Origin of the sequence: Bradyrhizobium sp. NBAIM18, from assembly GCF_020193825.1 — a bacterium.
Lineage (GTDB): Bacteria > Pseudomonadota > Alphaproteobacteria > Rhizobiales > Xanthobacteraceae > Bradyrhizobium > Bradyrhizobium yuanmingense.
Genome location: NZ_JADYVO010000004.1, coordinates 90,562 through 104,381 on the forward strand (window position 1 = coordinate 90,562; position 13,820 = coordinate 104,381).

General features: G+C 62.7%; 14 protein-coding genes. 7 read left to right on the forward strand and 7 right to left on the reverse strand.

Going from position 1 to position 13,820, the window contains the following annotated elements:
* Positions 1 to 14 precede the first annotated feature (14 nt).
* The 5 genes from I6F17_RS10755 (at position 15) to I6F17_RS10775 (ending at position 2,986) form a co-directional block, all read left to right on the forward strand.
* Entirely contained in the window at positions 15 to 1,007 is a 993-nt protein-coding gene (locus tag I6F17_RS10755; RefSeq protein ID WP_225131195.1) for a hypothetical protein, read from the forward strand.
* Complete coding sequence (locus tag I6F17_RS10760; RefSeq protein WP_225131193.1) at positions 956 to 1,459, forward strand: hypothetical protein; 504 nt, start codon at positions 956 to 958, stop codon at positions 1,457 to 1,459. Before I6F17_RS10755 ends, I6F17_RS10760 begins: the two co-directional genes overlap by 52 nt.
* Positions 1,452 to 1,658 carry a hypothetical protein gene (locus I6F17_RS10765; RefSeq protein WP_225131191.1) on the forward strand — a complete coding sequence of 69 codons (207 nt, stop codon included), beginning with the start codon at positions 1,452 to 1,454 and terminating at the stop codon, positions 1,656 to 1,658. The genes I6F17_RS10760 and I6F17_RS10765 overlap by 8 nt, the downstream gene beginning before the upstream one ends.
* A 559-nt stretch (positions 1,659 to 2,217) precedes the next feature.
* On the forward strand, positions 2,218 to 2,622 hold the full coding sequence (locus tag I6F17_RS10770) for a P27 family phage terminase small subunit (protein WP_225131190.1): 405 nt from the start codon (positions 2,218 to 2,220) through the stop codon (positions 2,620 to 2,622).
* The gene (locus I6F17_RS10775) at positions 2,615 to 2,986 is read left to right on the forward strand and encodes a hypothetical protein (protein ID WP_225131189.1); all 372 of its coding nucleotides are present in this window, start codon (positions 2,615 to 2,617) and stop codon (positions 2,984 to 2,986) included. The genes I6F17_RS10770 and I6F17_RS10775 overlap by 8 nt, the downstream gene beginning before the upstream one ends.
* Positions 2,987 to 3,110: 124 nt before the next feature.
* On the opposite strand, the gene I6F17_RS10780 is transcribed toward I6F17_RS10775, so the two are convergent.
* The 3 genes from I6F17_RS10780 to I6F17_RS10790 all read right to left on the reverse strand — a co-directional run bounded on the left by I6F17_RS10780 (position 3,111) and on the right by I6F17_RS10790 (position 9,284).
* Positions 3,111 to 4,415: an AAA family ATPase gene (locus tag I6F17_RS10780; RefSeq protein ID WP_225131188.1), complete on the reverse strand. Its 1,305-nt coding sequence runs from the start codon at positions 4,413 to 4,415 to the stop codon at positions 3,111 to 3,113.
* Positions 4,416 to 4,459: 44 nt separating this feature from the next.
* Positions 4,460 to 5,113 (reverse strand): hypothetical protein, encoded by a 654-nt coding sequence (locus I6F17_RS10785; protein ID WP_225131187.1) that lies wholly within the window; start codon positions 5,111 to 5,113, stop codon positions 4,460 to 4,462.
* 679 nt (positions 5,114 to 5,792) lie between these two features.
* Complete coding sequence (locus tag I6F17_RS10790; protein ID WP_225131186.1) at positions 5,793 to 9,284, reverse strand: indolepyruvate ferredoxin oxidoreductase family protein; 3,492 nt, start codon at positions 9,282 to 9,284, stop codon at positions 5,793 to 5,795.
* Positions 9,285 to 9,567: 283 nt separating this feature from the next.
* Between I6F17_RS10790 and I6F17_RS10795 the strand changes: the two genes are divergently transcribed.
* Entirely contained in the window at positions 9,568 to 10,815 is a 1,248-nt protein-coding gene (locus tag I6F17_RS10795) for a c-type cytochrome (protein ID WP_225131185.1), read from the forward strand.
* 55 nt (positions 10,816 to 10,870) lie between these two features.
* Here the strand turns inward: I6F17_RS10795 and I6F17_RS10800 are convergent, their stop codons facing one another.
* Complete coding sequence (locus I6F17_RS10800; protein ID WP_036011112.1) at positions 10,871 to 11,515, reverse strand: trimeric intracellular cation channel family protein; 645 nt, start codon at positions 11,513 to 11,515, stop codon at positions 10,871 to 10,873.
* Positions 11,516 to 11,679: 164 nt separating this feature from the next.
* Here I6F17_RS10800 and I6F17_RS10805 point away from each other — a divergent pair, with 164 nt between their 5' ends.
* Positions 11,680 to 12,069, forward strand: a complete 390-nt coding sequence (locus tag I6F17_RS10805) for a hypothetical protein (RefSeq protein ID WP_036011109.1) — start codon at positions 11,680 to 11,682, stop codon at positions 12,067 to 12,069.
* A gap of 58 nt (positions 12,070 to 12,127) precedes the next feature.
* Here the strand turns inward: I6F17_RS10805 and I6F17_RS10810 are convergent, their stop codons facing one another.
* The 3 genes from I6F17_RS10810 to I6F17_RS10820 are packed head-to-tail and all read right to left on the reverse strand — an operon-like array spanning position 12,128 to position 13,672.
* On the reverse strand, positions 12,128 to 12,937 hold the full coding sequence (locus I6F17_RS10810) for an isocitrate lyase/phosphoenolpyruvate mutase family protein (RefSeq protein ID WP_225131184.1): 810 nt from the start codon (positions 12,935 to 12,937) through the stop codon (positions 12,128 to 12,130).
* Between the two features lie 51 nt (positions 12,938 to 12,988).
* Positions 12,989 to 13,339: an antibiotic biosynthesis monooxygenase gene (locus tag I6F17_RS10815; protein WP_036011104.1), complete on the reverse strand. Its 351-nt coding sequence runs from the start codon at positions 13,337 to 13,339 to the stop codon at positions 12,989 to 12,991.
* A 24-nt stretch (positions 13,340 to 13,363) separates the two neighbouring features.
* Positions 13,364 to 13,672, reverse strand: a complete 309-nt coding sequence (locus I6F17_RS10820) for an NIPSNAP family protein (protein WP_036011128.1) — start codon at positions 13,670 to 13,672, stop codon at positions 13,364 to 13,366.
* Positions 13,673 to 13,820: the final 148 nt, after the last annotated feature.

A 13,820-nucleotide genomic window follows, 5' to 3' on the forward strand; every position in this document is an offset into this window, starting at 1 on the left:
TCCGCAAACCGTTCATGCCTCCGACCGTCACCGAGCGCGGCGCGGCTTGGCGCGCAGCGTACATCAACGATGCCACCGTGACCGTGCTGTCCCGGATGCGCAAGACCAGCGCCGAGGAAGTACGGCTGGAGCTGCGGGCTCCCGTCGAGCCGCTGAAGCAGGCCGCGATTCCGGCCGATGCCGTCGCCGCGCTGATGTTGCTGGCGCCGCAGAGCGCTGCGGCGAAACTTTTCGAGCTGGCGGTCAAGGTCGATCTCGCTGGCGTTTCGAGCTTCTCGTTTCCGCTGCCGTCGAATTTCACCGAGGCCAAATTTGTCGTCGAAGGCGAGCCGATCCCGGTGGGGCAAGGCACGTTCGAAGGCATGCCGCTCGGCCCCGTCCGCAAAGTCGCGTTGCTCGGCGCGCTGTCGGGCGCGTTGGAGAACTTCTCGGCACCCGTGGCCAGCGTGATCATTGGGCATGTCCTCAAGGTCGCCGTCGATAAGGGGCTCGCCAAGGTGCTGTTCAGCGCCGACGCCGCCACCGAAGCCGCGCCCGCCGGTCTATTGTTCGGTGTCACGCCGCTCACGGCTGGCGCATCGATGTCGGAAGACCTCAGCGCGCTCGTGGCCGCAATTGCCGATGCTGGAATCGATGCCGAGAGCGTCGTCTTCGTCGCGTCGACTGCGCAGGCAATGGCGATGAGACTCGCTGCCGGTCCGTTGTTCTCGTATCGCGTGATCGGTGCGCCGATTGCGCCGGGCACCGTGATTGCGGTGGCGACGAGCGGACTCGCGGTGGCGGGCGAAGGCTTGCCGGTTGTCGATGTCAGCAAGGGCGCGGTGCTGCACATGAGCGACACGCCGACCGACATCGGACTGCCCGCTGTGGCGCCGGACCCGAGCATCGTCGCTGCGCCGACGATCTCGCTGTTTCAGGTCGATGCACTCGCGCTTCGCTGCATCGCTCGCGTGACGTGGAGCGCGGCGCCGGGCGCGGTTCAGGTCGTCAACGGCGCGGTGTGGTGATTGTGATGGATGAACGAGCCCAAGCAATTCTCGATGATGCCCGCGAGACTCTGGCGCGTCTCGCCGACGTCAAGGTCGAGCGCCGCGTTCATCGCGACGACGGATTTTCGACTGACTGGGCGCGCGGCATGCCGCCGAAGCCAGCGCCGCCGACCATGGCCGAGGTCGAGGCGAAGATCGCCGACGCGGTGACAGAGCTGGAGACGTTCGTTAGGCGCGAGATCACCACCGCGAAGGCCGAGCACCAAGCCGAGCACGAAACGCTGTGGCTTGATGTCTTCGGGGCGGCGATTGCGGAGGAGCGCAAACGTCGCCGGGCTGAAGTCGGAGATGAGATCGAGAAGCTCCGCGCTGAACTGGCCGAGCTGCGCGCCGATCTGACCATTGCCAAGGCGCATGCGCGCGGTGAGGTGGTCGAGGTGCCGGAATTTCTGGAGCGTCGCCGTGCGTGACCCCGACCACCAGCAGCGAGTCCTGAGCGAGGTGCAGGCGATCAACCGGCACGCCGCCGTCGCGGACCTGAAGGCCGACTGCGAGGAGCTGGCCGCATGGTTCGCATCCCTGAGCGAAGTGGACCGGGAGCGGCTGGTGGTCTTGGTGTTCGGCGATGGTTGTCCCGTGGCGCCACGCGACAATCCAAAACAGACGTGAAGCCGCGCCACCCGCACAAGTGGTACTTCGGGTCGCGCGAATTGGCTGGCCCGACAGTGACCGGAACCAAAAAGCTGGCTTTTGGAAAGTTCTTCTACGCGGTTCCGGTCTCTTGTGTCCCGCTCCGGCCCTATCAGATCGCTCAAAACGCAACAATATCAACGGCTTAGAGAACGATGCCATCGGTCCTAAATGCCAATTCCGTCAATGGGTTACGGCGCGCCGGAGTCCGAGCCTCTAGGAAGGCCGCTGATGGGCTATTTCGGCGCACGACGATGCGGAAAGATCAGCCAGCTCGGAAAAGCGCACCAGCGGGGCTGGCTGGCCTGCCTGCGATCAACGGGGGCCGGGGGGACCCCGCAGAAAATTCGGAGGTACTATTTCCGAGCGCGGCGGCGCCCGGAAAAGTTCCATCGGACCAACCAGAGTTTGTGGTCCGGAACCTACCGCCGGGGAACTCGGCCCTGAAAAGAGAAGATCATGCTAAGATCGCGCCAAACCCGTCTCCACTACTATGCTACCGAGACACAACCGCAGCGATAGTGCTGAGGAGCCCGCCATGCCTCGCATCAGCTCGACCGCTCTCGACTTCGCCCCGGTGGCGGCGAGGCTTCGCCCGCCCGACGATCTCACGGGCGAGGCCCGCAAGCTGTTCGTCGAGATCGTGATGCAAGCCCGGCCGGATTTCTTCGAACCCACCGACTCGCATCTTTTGGCCCGCTACGCTCGCGCCCTGCTCGCCGAGCAGGAAGCCGACGAACGGCTGCGCGAGAGTCCTATCATTGACCTGAAGCCGAGCCCGTGGCTGGCGATCTGGCAGGCGCGGGACCGCACCGTGCGCTCGCTGGCCCGCATGCTGAAGCTCAACCCGGCCGGGCGCCACGCCAAGCCGGTCACCGCCGAGCGCGACTACATCGTGCCTAATGCTTACGAGCGCATGGGGCTGGAGAAGCGCGATGGCTAGAGCCGATCTCAGCGAGTCGGACCGCGACGCGCTCAAGCGCGCGCTCAATGCCGCCCGCAGCGAGAGCCCGGCCCGCGCCAAGCAGATCGATGCGATGCTGCGCGACCCCTCGCGCTCGTGGGACGAGATCGCCAAGTTCGCCGCCAGTTGCGTCCAGACCAGCAATCTCGGTCTGATGCCGTGGCAACCGCCGCCGTGCCAGATCGCGAACATCGACGCCGCGCTCGCCGCCAGCGACGACGAACCCCGGCGCGGCCGGAACGCCGCCGCCACGCTGTTGCAGCAAATGCTCGATGCCGGTGTCAGCAGGTTCGAACCCGACCCGATGACCGCGCTCGCCGAGGCCGAGCATCAATCGATGTGATCCTTGAGGGGAAACCACCTGCTCGCCAAAGCGGGCATCGGCAGAACCTGAACTCAACTAGTTACCGGGGTATTCGAAACCCCAGTAGAACCGAGCGAACCGTGACGGGGGCGAACGCAGAAGTTCAATCGAGCCGTCGCAGCTTAACATATGCCCGGAATACCGGATCAGCAAACTCGTAGATTCCCCGGTCCTCACCTTTGACGAGCGCAGGACCATACCGCTCTTCAACAAGCCTCGGCATCAACTGATCGATGTACTCAATACCTAGACCCTGAGCAGTCGCCCGTGTTCGTTGCAAAACGATCCGGCCTAGTTCATCGCTATAGAGCGTCGCCTCGCTCGTTTGCTCGGCGAGCAGGACAAGCAACATAGCCCGCTCAGCGCTGCGACCGATTGCAAGCTGATACTGTTGCTCTAGATTTGGAAACGATTGCCCTGACCGAATCTTTTCGAGCACCTCGCCAAAGATTTTGCTGTCAATATCGTTGGTGCCCATCTCATTTCCGTACTGCACCGAAGCCTTGCCAATAAGATGCGCGAAATAGGGAAAGCCCTCGCTCAGTTCGACGATTTGATCAACCACGTCCTTGTTGAACCGCACCTTATTTCCAAATAGCTCCTCGGCGGTCGCAAAAATCTGTCGCGTTTCGGCAGGACTCATTGCCCTTACATGGATAGCGCCTTGTTCGATGAGTCTGCCGACAGATTTGTGATCCTTGATCAGAGCACCAAGGTCTTGCCCGATGCCGCAAACGCCAAACTTCACGGTCGGCGACGTCAGGGACTTGATCAGCGATCCCATTCCGTACTTCGTACCGATAACGTCGAACTCATCAAGCAGCACGAGAAGCCCCTCTCGCTTCGCCCATGCTCGATTGTTTGCATCAACCGAGCCGCTTACAAAATTCCGGAATGACTGAATCGTGTCGTTCGGGACTACACTGGCGTATTTCTGCGAGTCAGCGCCCTTTACTCCCCACTTGACTAATTTGAGATCGAGACCAGCGGACGACGCTTCGTCGGAACGAGAAAACTCCGCTAGTTCTTTGCCTGCGTCTGGAACAAGACGCAAAAGGCCGTCCTCTGGGTCAGTGTCATTGCAGAGGCGCTTTATCAATTCGTCAGTGTTGCTGATGTTGGAATCGCAGGCATAGTACACCGTATAGTAACGGCGCGGCTTTTTCGGAATGAGGTGAGCAAGACCCGCTTTCTGCGCGATGTCATAGTTGCCGTTGGCCATTTGCTGTATCTGACGAACCAGCGAGGTCTTTCCAACTCCGCGCTTGCCATACACCGCAATTACGCCCTCCTTCGCATTGAGAGCGTTCATACAGCTTTGAATGAGATCAGCTCGACCAACAAAACGCCGAGGATCACGAATAGCGCTCGACGTAAAGCCGACCTCTGGATCAACAAATTCAAACATATGCGAACCCGACCTTGTCAGCGGAGTGACTGTGTTTCAGCGAACTAGAACAGTTGAGAGTAGTCAGCAAAAATGACGACGCCGATGATTTTCATTACACGAACGAAAACGCCGAGAGAGGGCACCATAAGGCAAACGAGACCACAAAAGTAGAATACAGCTGTCGCCCATCGAGCGGCCAACCAGCGATTGTTCAAAAGCCGGAAATGAAGGTGCAAAACGCCATTGTTGATAATTGCTTTTTGATCTTCTGTAATGGGTCGAGCGAAGGGACTTTTCTCATACCGATCCCGCATACGCTGATATTCGGGATTATATGCTGACTCCCGAAGGGCAGCTTCCAGCTTCTCGTAGCCAAAATCTTTAGTGACCTTTTCGGCATCAGCGACGTAGGGTGTCTCGTGACCGTATGCCTTCACCTCGCTAGGGCAGAAGACTCCATAGAGCACCTGTCCCATAGCGATGCCACAAGTCCCCAAATAAACCAGCATCAACTTCGGCGAAACGCTCATCAGTTGCTTCTCACTACCTCCGGCCAACTCGGAAACAAGGTGCAAGAATTCAGCAACGCTCTTGTTGAAAATGATGAGGTAGCCGATCAGCGGAAGCAATACGGTCATTTTTGCTGCCGGAGACTTTCCAATGGCACGCAGCCGTGACCAAGTCACAAGTGAATCTTTCAGGGGAGTAACTTGCATTCTGCTCAAGTTGGCAGCCAATCGCGTTGTGGAAATCGCAACTATGGGATGTTTCGGCGTCGTCGATCAATCAAGCTACTGCGATACCCACATGATTAGGGCTCCGTCGGGTGACATTTGCGCCACCGGAAGACTACGGGGGCGGTTTTTCGGCGGAAAGGGACACTAAAGTGGACACTTCAGCCGAAACAGATTGATTTATCTGGGATTTTTTCCACAGCGCCTTCCCTGCGCAGTGGCTCTACGGCTTATGTCGCGCTCTCCCCGGGGAGCGATGCACTATTGCCCCCGTCGCCTTGCGAGAGAGACCCGCACGACTTGACGCACAGACCCCGGGCGTCAGGACCACACGATTTTGCCGTACGCGAGACCGCGCCCGTCGTGCGCGCGAAAGACTCGCGCGACGCAGCCCGCGTCCACCGCCGCTCACCCCGCGTTTCGTGACGATCGCGATACGCCCCTCTGAGAGGGATGAGGTGGCGGAGAGATACGATAATTCCGAATTTCGGTAAAGCGGAATGTTTTTGCGCGCGCGGATTGACCATGGCTTGGGTGTTTTGCCCGGCGGGCAACGCAACGGATGGTGTCGTAGCCCGGATGGAGCGCAGCGCAATCCGGGGCCGTCACCCGCGGAGGCACTCGTCCCGGATTACGCTGCGCTCCATCCGGGCTACTACGCCTACTCCGCCGCGATCTGCCGGGGCGCCGGCGGCGGGTTGGCCAAATCCGCGGCGAGCTGGGCGTAGCGGGCCTTGGCGTCGTGTACGGCCTTCTCCTTCACGGGGCCGTAGCCGCGGATGCGGTCGGGCAGTGAGAGCAGCTCGACCGCGGTGTCGATCGTGAGCGGCGACAACAGGCCGAGCACCCTTGCGACGTCCTTCTCGTAGCCGGCGATCAGGTCGCGCTCGAGCTTGCGGTCGGCGCTGCGGCCGAAGATGTCGAACGGCGTGCCGCGCAGGAACTTGAACTTGGCCAGCACGCGGAAGACCTTCAGCATCCACGGGCCGAAGGCGCGCTTCTTCGGGCGCCCCAGCGCATCGACACCGCTGCTGAGGATCGGCGGCGCGAGATTGAAGTTGAACTTGAAGTCGCCCTCGAACTGGTCGCGGAGCTGCTGCTCGAAGGCGCCGTCGGTGTAGAGGCGCGCCACTTCGTACTCGTCCTTGTAGGCGAGGAGCTTTGCATAATTCACGGCAACCGCGCGCGGCAGCGCATCGCCATAGCCGCCCTTCGCGGCGGCATCGCGGACCTGGTCGACCAGCTTGCGATAGCGCTTGGCGAGACGAGCGTTCTGGTAGGCGGTCAGATGCTTGGCACGGTGCTCGATGACCTCGTCGAGCGTCATGGCATCGAGCGCCTTCGGCGCGGCCACTTCGTCCCCGCCCTTCAGCATATCCGCAAGGCGCTTGGGATCGGCGACCGCGAGACGGCCAAGGCGGAAAGCTTCCTTGTTCATCTTGATCGAGACGCCATTGACCTCGATCGCCTGCTCGATCGCTTCCGCGGAGAGCGGCAACAGACCCTTCTGATAGGCATAGCCCATCATCATCATGTTGGTGGCGATGGCATCGCCGAGCAGCTGCTCGGCCGGCTTGGTGAAGTCGAAGAACACCGAATCCTTGTGCAGCGCCGTTTCCAGGAGCCCGTTCAGCTTGCGGGTCTGGAAATTGAAATCGCGATTGAGGATGAAATCGGCGGTGGGAATGACGTGGCTGTTGATGATGCCGTGGGTGCGGCTGGTGTCACAAAGGGTGATCGTGTCCTTGGCGACTGCGACGACTTCGTCGGCGGCGAGCACGAGATCGGCCGTGCCGGTGACGATGCGCGAGCAGGTCACCTCGGCCGGATGATCTGATAGCCGCACATGGCTGAGCACCGCCCCGCCCTTTTGCGCGAGGCCCGACATATCCAGGATCATCGAGGCCTTGCCCTCGATGTGGGCGGCCATGCCGAGCAGCGCGCCGATGGTGAGCACGCCGGTGCCGCCGACGCCGCCGACGGCGATGTTATAGGGCTTGTCGAGCGTCGGGCGCGAGGCCGGCTCGGGCAGCGCGCCGATCTCAGCGAGCTCGGCTGGCGCGCGGTGGCGCGGCGCGCCGCCGTCGATGGTGACGAAGGACGGACAGAATCCTTTCAGGCAGGAATAGTCCTTGTTGCAGGATGACTGGTTGATAGCGCGCTTGCGGCCGAACTCGGTCTCCAGCGGCTCGACCGAGATGCAGTTCGACTGCACCGAGCAATCGCCGCAGCCTTCGCAGACGGCCGGATTGATCATGACGCGGCGCGCCGGGTCCTCCATCAGGCCGCGCTTGCGGCGACGGCGCTTCTCGGCGGCGCAGGTCTGCACGAAGACGATCGCCGAGGTGCCCTTGAACTCGCGGCACATCTTCATGACGTTGTCGAGCTCGTCGCGGTGATACTTCTTCACGCCGGGCGCGATGGTATCGGCCGGGTAAGCGTCGGGGTTTTCCGAGACCAGATAGAGCTCGCGGATGCCTTCGGCGTAAAGCTGCTGGGTGATCTGCTGCGGCGAGAGATCGCCGTCATGACGCTGGCCGCCGGTCATGGCTACCGCATCGTTGTAGAGGATCTTGTAGGTGATGTTGGCCTTGGAGGCGATCGCCTGGCGGATGGCGAGAATGCCGGAGTGGAAGTAGGTGCCGTCGCCGAGATTGGCGAAGATGTGGTTCTCGTTGGTGAAAGGCGCGATGCCGACCCAGGGCACGCCCTCGCCGCCCATATGCGTGAACGTCTCGGTCGAGCGGTCCATCCACAGCGCCATGAAGTGACAGCCGATGCCGGCCAGCGCGCGGCTGCCTTCGGGGACTTTCGTCGACGTGTTGTGGGGGCAGCCGGAGCAAAAATACGGGGTTCGGGAGACAGGGGCGACCGCCTGCATCTGGGTCGCCTGGCGGCCGTTGAACCAATCGGCCTTGGCGCGGAGCATCTCCGCAATTTCAGGGTTGAGATCAAGTCGAAGCAGGCGCTCGGTGAGCGAGGTCGCGAGCGAGGCGACGCTGAGCTCGGCGGCGAAGGTCAGGAAGCGCTTGTCGTGCTCGTCCATCTTGCCGACGATGCGCGGGCGCACATCGTCGCGCCAGTTGAACAACACCTGCTTGACCTGGTTCTCGACGATCTCGCGCCGCTCCTCGACGATGAATATCTCCTCCAGGCCGACGGCGAATTCGTGCACGCCTTCCGGCTCGAGCGGCCAGGGCATGCCGATCTTGTAGAGACGAAGGCCGATTTTGGCGGCGACCTCCTCGGTGATGCCGAGCTCGCGCAGCGCCTGACGAACGTCCTCGTAGCTCTTGCCAGAGGCCATGATGCCGAAACGGGCGCTCGGCGAATCCATGGTGACACGGTTGACCTTATTGGCGCGGGCAAAGGCGATGGCGGCAAAGCCCTTGTAGTCCTGCAGGCGCCGATCCTGCTCGAAGCGGTCGTCGGGCCAGCGCAGGTTGAGGCCGCCGGGTGGCAGCTCGAAATCGGTGGGAATGATGAACGGCTTCATCTCGTCGGTGAGGTCGATCTCGGCGGTGGTCTCCACCGTCTCCGTGATCACCTTCATGCCGACCCAGCAGCCGGAATAGCGCGACATCGCGATGCCGAGCAGGCCCATCTCGATCATCTCGTGGATGCTCGAGGGATAGAGATACGGCATCAGTGCCGACATGAAAGCATGGTCGGACTGATGCGGGACGGTGGAGGATTTTGCGCCGTGGTCGTCGCCGGCAAGGCACAGCACGCCGCCGTTCTTGGCCGAGCCCGCGGCATTGCCGTGACGGAACACGTCGCCGCAGCGGTCGACGCCCGGGCCCTTGCCGTACCAGATGCCGACCACGCCATCGTATTTGGCGCCGGGCGAGAGGTTGAGCTGCTGCGAGCCCCATACCGCGGTCGCGGCGAGGTCCTCGTTCACGCCGGGTTGGAACTTGATATTGTACTGCTCGAGATGCTTGCGCGCGGCGAACAGCTGCTGGTCGTAGCCGCCGAGCGGCGAGCCGCGATAACCGGAGATGAAGCCCGCGGTGTTGAGGCCGTTGGCGCGGTCGCGCCGGATCTGGGCCATCGGCAAGCGGACCAGGGCCTGGATGCCCGTGGTGAAGACGTGTCCGGTCTGCTGGGTGTACTTTTGATCGAGACTGATCGGACCCTGGTTGATGCCCATGCTGTCCTCGCTTGCGCCCTGTTCAGGTCTTGCTGACTTAAGTCGTTGCCTGCCCATTGGTTTTAGCTAGGGCGCGCCGACCACCTCCGCCACTCTATGTCGGATATTTCATGCTCCGCATCACAATTCTGGACCAAAGGAGGCCTCGGGTAAAAATCGCAATTTCGTGGCCTGAAACACGTTGGCGATTTTCAGTTTGTGTCACCATACCCCCATCGTTGCGAAATGAATCGACGCTTCCCTTCACGCAGGTAGGGTCGATGGGTCGCAGGGGAGGCTGTCGATGCGGACGATTCTGACGGGCCTGGCGCTTGTGGGCCTGGCGTTGTGCAGTGCGGTTGCAAGTACGGTCACAAGCGCGGCCGGCGCCGCCGGACCATCGCCCGAGCTGATCGCCTATGGCAAGGCGCTGGCCGAGGCCGGCGACTGCGCGGGCTGCCACACTGCCGATCCGGCAAAACCGTTCGCGGGCGGCAAGCGCATCGACACGCCCTTTGGCGCGATCTATGCGCCGAACCTGACGCCGGACCGCGACACCGGCATCGGCGGCTGGACGGATGCCGATTTCACCCGCGCCTTGCGCACCGGCATCGCGCCTGACGGCTCGAATTATTACCCGGCGTTTCCCTACCCCTATTTCACGAGGATGACGAAGGACGACACGCTGGCGATCCGCGCCTATCTCGCCACGCTGGCGCCCGTCACCAGCCGCAACAAGCCGCCGGAGCTGCGCTGGCCATTCGGCTATCGCGGCCTGATGCGGCTTTGGAACACGATGTATTTCAAGCCCGGCCTGTTCGAGCCGGACCAGACGAAGAGCGCGGCCTGGAACAGAGGCGGCTACCTGGTCACCGGGCTCGGCCATTGCGGCGCCTGCCACACGCCCAAGAATTATTTCGGCGCCGACCGGGATGCGCAGGCGCTGTCCGGCAACGCGGTCGGCGGCTGGTTCGCACCGCGGCTCGATGGCGCCGCCCGCACCGGGCTGAAATCCTGGAGCGAGGCCGATATCACGGAGTACCTGCAAAGCGGGCGCAACGCCAAAAGCCACGCCGGCGGGCCGATGGCGGAGGTCGTCGTCAACTCGACCTCGAAGATGAGCGATGCCGACGTGCGCGCGATCGCGATCTATCTGAAGAGCCTGCCGCCGGCCCGGCGCGAGACCATCGTGACGCCGCCGGACGCTGCCGAGATGAAGGCCGGCCAGGCGGTCTACGCAAAGCTCTGTATCGCCTGCCACGAGGCCGACGGCACAGGCAGCCCGCGCATCTACCCGCCGCTGCCGGGCAATGCGCTGCTGCAATCGATCAATCCGTCCTCGACCTTGCGCATCATCCTCGACGGTGCCCACACCGTGACGACGCCGCGCGCGCCGAACACCGGCGAGATGCCGGCTTACGCCAAGCAGCTGTCCGACGCCGAGATCGCCGCGGTGACGAACTACATCCGCAATTCCTGGGGCAATGCCGGCCCGCTGGTGACACCGGCACAGGTGGCAAAAGCAAGGAAGCGAGAGGCGAATGGGGAATAGCGAGTGGCGAATGGCCCAGAACCATTCGCTATTCGCCATTCGCGCGCGACAGCGCTCACCGCTCTTCATCCCCCGTGAACACGAATTTCGGCATCTCCCATTTGTAGCGCACCGCAAGCAGGCGGAAGCTGATGCCGAGGACAAATGTCAAAATGGTCCAGAGCTCCGCGTTGAGCTTGAGACCGAACGCGGTCGCATAGAACAACCCCGTCACCACCGAGACGCTGGCATAGAGTTCGGAGCGAAACAGCAGCGGCACGTCGTTGCAGAGCACGTCGCGCAACACGCCGCCGGCGCAGCCCGTCACCATGCCCGAGACGATGACGATCGGCAGCGAAGCATCCATCTGCCAGGCTACGTCGCAGCCGGCCATGGTGAAGACGACGAGACCGATGGCATCGAGCACGATGAAGGCGACCTTCAGCCGGTGCACGAGGCGCGCAAACAGGATGGTGAGGAAGGCGGCGCCGCCGGCGAGCGCGAGATAGATGGGGTTCTGCACCCAAGCCAGCGGATAATGTCCGAGGAAGAGATCGCGCAACGTGCCGCCGCCTAGCGCGGTGATGCAGCCGAGGAAGCAGACGCCCAGCCAATCCATGCTGCGGCGTCCGGCAGCGAGCGCAGCCGTCATGCCCTGCGCGGCCACCGCGGCCAGGGACAGGAAATGCAGCACGCTATCGGTAGGCGGCAGGCTCCACATCGCGTGTTCCCTCTCCGTGGCCCTCGAACTCAGGCGCGGGTTCCCATGGAACAGGTTCCCGATTCCCCACACCGAGGCAACATGCGACGAAAGCATCAAGGCGGGCGGAACAGAATCTCGCACCTGAGGGTTGTCCCGGGGTCATAACCGAGGAGACCAAATCGATGGCAGACGACCGTTTTCCCAACGATCCGTACCGCCCGAACCTCGCCGACGATGAGTACTCTCGCGCGGCGCGCCGGGATGCCGACCTGCAGGCCGATCCCGAGCTCGGGGAAGGCCCCGCCTCCAGCGGCAAGATCGCGCTGTTTGCGGTCGCTGTCGCCCTGGTGCTGGGCGCAGTGTTCTACGGCTTGAACAATTCCAGCACCACCAACGAGGCCAGCAACACACCGGCCTCGCAGACTGCGCAGACGCAGCCGACCAATCCGGCCGCACCTCCCGGCATGCGTGACGTGACGCCGCGCAGCAACACCGAGCCGGGCGTGACCACGGGTGCAGCGCCGAACAGGCCGGCCCCGAATACGCCAGCTCCGTCCGACGGCGCGAAGTAACATTTCGTAATGATGCGCGAGAGCGGCGGGATGCAACATCCCGCCGCTTTTCGTTTGCCTACCCGAACATCTTGTTGAGCTCGCCGCCGGGATAGCCGCCGCCGAGCTCGGTGAAGGTCCCCTTCTCCGCCATCTCCTTGGCCGCGCGCATGAAGCCGCCCCAGGCGGCGCGGGCGAGCGAGCCGCCGACGCTGATGCGGCGCACGCCGAGATCCTGGGCTTCCTGCAGCGACAGGCCGGAGCCGCCGATCAGAAGATTGAACGGCTTCGGTGCGACCGCCTTGACCACCGCGGCGATGTCCTCGCGGCTCTTCAGACCCGGCGCATAGAGGCAGTCGGCGCCGGCGTCGGCATAGGCGGTGAGCCGGTCGATGACGAGCTTGAGATCGGTCACGCCCCACAGATAGGCCTCGCAGCGGCCGACCAGCAGCGTGCCGCTGTCGCCGATCGCCTTGCGCGAGGCTTTGATGCGCTCGACGGCCAGCACACGATCGTAGAGCGGCTTGTCCTTGTCGCCGGTGGAATCCTCGATTGAGAGGCCCGCAACGCCGGTGCGCACACCGCGCTCGACATTGTCCGCGACCTTGTCGGGCTCGACCGCAAAGCCACCCTCGAAATCGGCGTTCACGGGGATGTCGACAGCCGAGCTCAATGCTGCCAGATGCTGACAGACGTCCTCGAGGGTGACGTGATTGTCGGCCTTGCCAATGGTCCAGGCAAAGCCGGCGCTCGATGACGCGATCGCCTTGAAACCGAGATGCTGCAAGGCTTTCGCGCTGCCGACATCGACCGGATTGGGCAGGATGAAGCAGCCGCTCTCGTGCATCTTCCTGAACGTCGCGCGCTTGTCAGCGGTCGTCACGTGCATGTTTCTCTCCCTTGTTGGCCGCGCAGAGATAAGGCTGCGTTTTCGAGTCCGCTAGTGCGCGTCGTGCACCGCGCGGCTGTCCTTCGGCGCCTCGTCGCGATCGTTCATGCCGTAGTCGCGGATGACGCTGGCGATGCGTAAGTGATAATCGGCGAAGATCTGCGCCCTGCCCCTGGCCTGCGTGCGGCGGTGCTCCATCGTGTTGCGCCAGGCCTGGACGGCCGCTTCATCCCGCCAGAACGACACCGACAGGATCTTGCCCTTCTCCGTCAGGCTCTCGAAGCGCTCGACCGAGATGAAGCCGTCGATGGTCTGCAGCAGCGGCTTCAGGTCGGCTGCAAGGTCGAAATAGGTCTGGCGGTGTTCCGGCTTGGGCCAGACCTCGAAGATCACGGCGATCATGGGCGTCTCCTGCTGTTGGTGGACCTACAATACCACCTTGCGCAGGAAGGTGCGCTCTTCGGCGAGGATGAATTTCTCCGCCTCCGCAAAGTTGAAGTTTGCCATACCGTCGAGATCGGCGCGCAGCCGTTTGCGATAGGCTTCATAGGCGGCCAGGCTCTCGAACGAGATCAGGGCGGACGCGATGTTGTTGGTGCCCTCATGCGGCATGAAGTAGCCTATCAACTCGCCGCCACATCTCGGGATGATGGTGAGCCAGCGCTTCGAATATTCCTCGAACTGCGCGCGCTTGAACGGATCGAGCTGGTAGCGGATGAAGACGGTGACGGACATGATGGGCTCCTTTGTTTTCGCCGTCATTGCGAGCGTAGCGAAGCAATCCAGGAGTCCCTCCGCGGACGCAGTCTGGATTGCTTCGCTTCGCTCGCAATGACGTGCTCGTGACAACACGCTACGCCCTTGCCCGACACCAACGCTTCGG

Excerpts from the sequence above, each read along its gene's own strand:
- I6F17_RS10795 (WP_225131185.1), top strand. The coding sequence starts at position 9,568 with ATGCGGACGATTCTGACGGGCCTGGCGCTTGTGGGCCTGGCGTTGTGC.
- I6F17_RS10755 (WP_225131195.1), top strand. The coding sequence starts at position 15 with ATGCCTCCGACCGTCACCGAGCGCGGCGCGGCTTGGCGCGCAGCGTAC.
- I6F17_RS10810 (WP_225131184.1), bottom strand. The coding sequence starts at position 12,937 with ATGCACGTGACGACCGCTGACAAGCGCGCGACGTTCAGGAAGATGCAC.
- I6F17_RS10775 (WP_225131189.1), top strand. The coding sequence starts at position 2,615 with ATGGCTAGAGCCGATCTCAGCGAGTCGGACCGCGACGCGCTCAAGCGC.
- I6F17_RS10800 (WP_036011112.1), bottom strand. The coding sequence starts at position 11,515 with ATGTGGAGCCTGCCGCCTACCGATAGCGTGCTGCATTTCCTGTCCCTG.
- I6F17_RS10780 (WP_225131188.1), bottom strand. The coding sequence starts at position 4,415 with ATGTTTGAATTTGTTGATCCAGAGGTCGGCTTTACGTCGAGCGCTATT.
- I6F17_RS10790 (WP_225131186.1), bottom strand. The coding sequence starts at position 9,284 with ATGGGCATCAACCAGGGTCCGATCAGTCTCGATCAAAAGTACACCCAG.
- I6F17_RS10785 (WP_225131187.1), bottom strand. The coding sequence starts at position 5,113 with ATGCAAGTTACTCCCCTGAAAGATTCACTTGTGACTTGGTCACGGCTG.
- I6F17_RS10805 (WP_036011109.1), top strand. The coding sequence starts at position 11,680 with ATGGCAGACGACCGTTTTCCCAACGATCCGTACCGCCCGAACCTCGCC.
- I6F17_RS10820 (WP_036011128.1), bottom strand. The coding sequence starts at position 13,672 with ATGTCCGTCACCGTCTTCATCCGCTACCAGCTCGATCCGTTCAAGCGC.
- I6F17_RS10770 (WP_225131190.1), top strand. The coding sequence starts at position 2,218 with ATGCCTCGCATCAGCTCGACCGCTCTCGACTTCGCCCCGGTGGCGGCG.
- I6F17_RS10815 (WP_036011104.1), bottom strand. The coding sequence starts at position 13,339 with ATGATCGCCGTGATCTTCGAGGTCTGGCCCAAGCCGGAACACCGCCAG.